This is a genomic window from uncultured Aquincola sp., from assembly GCF_964001545.1.
In the GTDB taxonomy this organism is placed as follows: Bacteria; Pseudomonadota; Gammaproteobacteria; order Burkholderiales; family Burkholderiaceae_C; genus Aquincola.
Genome location: NZ_CAXFDV010000401.1, coordinates 1 through 2,346 on the forward strand (window position 1 = coordinate 1; position 2,346 = coordinate 2,346).

Genomic DNA, 2,346 nt, shown 5'->3' on the forward strand with positions numbered 1-2,346 from the left:
CGCTGATCGGCGCCCGCCAGCTGGTGGGCGTGGCCGCGATGCCGGCGGCGCTGATGTTCACCGTGGCCTTCTACGTGTCGCTGTACTTCAGCTTCGTCGACACCTTCGGCCAGCCGGAGTGAGCCCGGCGGCCCTTCCCAGGGCCGGCCGGGCGCGGGACATCAGCCCTGCTTGCTGAGCTTGATCGAGGTGGGCGTGGCCGTCAGGTAGCCCACCGCGGCACCGAAGCGGTCCTTGTAGTTGGCCTTGATCAGCGGATCGAGCGTGGCCTGCACCTTGGCATGCAGGCTGGTCCAGTCACCGGGGTGCTGGAAGTTGCTCATGATGTAGGTCCAGCCGTTGATCTCGTCCACCGCATGCAGGCCGGTGGATTCGGCGCCCGCCGGCGTCGACAGGATGCGCGACAGCTGCTTGGTGTCGACGTTGTAGGCCCACAGGAAGTTGTTGACGTGGTTGCCGCTGTCTTCGCCGATGAAGAGGGTGCGCAGCTTTTCCGAGAACTTCAGGTTGTCGGGGCTGGCGATCTTGTCCGGGTTGGCGGTGTTGCCCAGCGCATCGGCCGCGATGTCTTCACCCAGCAGCAGCGCCTTGGTGCTGGCGGGCACCCATTCGCTGTTGATGGCGGCGCCGGCCGTGTCCTTCTGGCCGCCGGTCATCGTGTGGGCCAGGATGCCGCCCGCCTTGAGCTGCGCCGCCAGCGACACGCCGTTCGACTCCTGCCAGCCCTTGCCGTTGCGCACCATCGAGTCCTGGATGTTGGCCAGGGCCGAGTAGGCCACCTTGTCCTTGGCGTTGACGGTGGTGCCTTCCATCTTGGTGAAGGCCATGCTGCCGCCCATCAGGCAGGCGTAGCGGTGCGTTTCCAGGAACGCGGCGGCCTTTTCCATGCCGGGCTTGAGCTTGACCCAGTTGGCCACGCCGTCCACGAAGATCTTGGTGAAGGTGGCGTCGGCCGGGTCGGCGAAGCGCACGTCCATGATGTCGGTGGGCTTGAGCGTGTTGGCCAGCTGCTCGATCTCGGCGCTGGTGGCCTGGCCCAGCTTGATCCAGGTCAGCGGCGCGCCCGCGGCATTGACGTCCAGCGAGAAGCCGGCGCCCACCTTGGCCACGTACAGCGAGCCGGCGGACAGGTCCTTTTCCTTGTCGGCCACGAACATGAACAGGCCACCGTTGGTGTAGTCGTCGCCCATCAGCGCGGTGCGCTGGTCGGGCATCACCTGGATCAGCTCATGGCTGATGCGGCCCAGGCAGTAGTGCTTCTTGACGGTGCCGGTGCCGTCGGCGTTCACGGTCACTTCGGGCAGGTGGCCGTAGTGGTAGGGGTTGGCCTTGGTCTCGTCGCCGAACACGTTCTTGCTGAAGGCCTTGAACTGCGCGCTGGTGCTGGCGGTGAAGGCGTCGGGCTCGTACTCTTCGCTCGACAGGTGGGTGCCCCAGGGCGACAGGCTGGCGCCGCAGGTGATCCACAGGCCGTGGGCCGAGGACATGTCCACGTTGTGGTACTTGACCAGCGTCAGCTTGCCGGTGTCCTGGTCCTGGTCCAGCGTCAGCACCGCGATCGGCGACGGCAGCGTACCGTAGGTGCTGGCACCGGCCTGGTTGCGGCTGGTGTACTCGAACTGCACCACCGCGAACACGGCCTTGCCCTTGATGCCCGAGACGGTGGTGCTGGGCAGCGACAGCAGCGAGCTGCCGTCCGGGCAGTCGGAGAAGAACTGGCGTTCCTTGCCCGCCACCGAAGCGTCGATGATGGGCTTGTTGTTGATGTCCACGTAGCCACCGGCCAGCACCGTGCCGCCCTTGCCATCGGGCACCTGGTCGCCGGTCATGAAGAACGGCTGGTAGGCCAGCGCGAAGGCCTGGGTGCTGTTGTCCTCGTAGGTCACCGTCATCACCGAGCTGGTGGTGGTGGTGGCCATGGCGGCCGCGTTGGCCAGCGAAGGCGCCGGCATCGACGAGAAGGTGGCCGACTTGAACTGCAGGACCGGATCGTCGTCGTTGCAGCCCGCCAGCAGGCCGCCGAGGGCCACGCCGCTGAGCGGCAGCATCGGCACGCCGGCCAGCATTTGCAGAGCCTTGCGGCGCGACAGGATCGAAGTGGTTTGGGACATGTGACTGAGGTGGGCAAGCATGAATGGGATCGGGCCCCCCAAGGGGCCCGGCCTGCAGGCATGCTAGGAAGGCTGTGTGACGGTGGTTTGACACCGCCAAGACAGCCAACCCCCCCAATCAGCCGGTGCCCCGGCCTTACAGCTCCGGCGTGGTGGGCGGTGCCACACGCGGCTTGGCCAGCATCTCCCAGGCATAGCCCAGGCGGATCAGCGTGCCTTCGGCGAACTCGCGGCC

The 2,346-nt window shown here is 66.7% G+C and carries 1 protein-coding gene; it reads right to left on the bottom strand.

Translation table 11 applies throughout. The annotated features are described in order from the left end of the window. Positions 1-161: 161 nt before the first annotated feature. The gene (locus ABNT58_RS13755) at positions 162-2,111 is read right to left on the bottom strand and encodes an alkaline phosphatase PhoX (RefSeq protein WP_348754033.1); all 1,950 of its coding nucleotides are present in this window, start codon (positions 2,109-2,111) and stop codon (positions 162-164) included. Between the last annotated feature and the right edge of the window lie 235 nt (positions 2,112-2,346).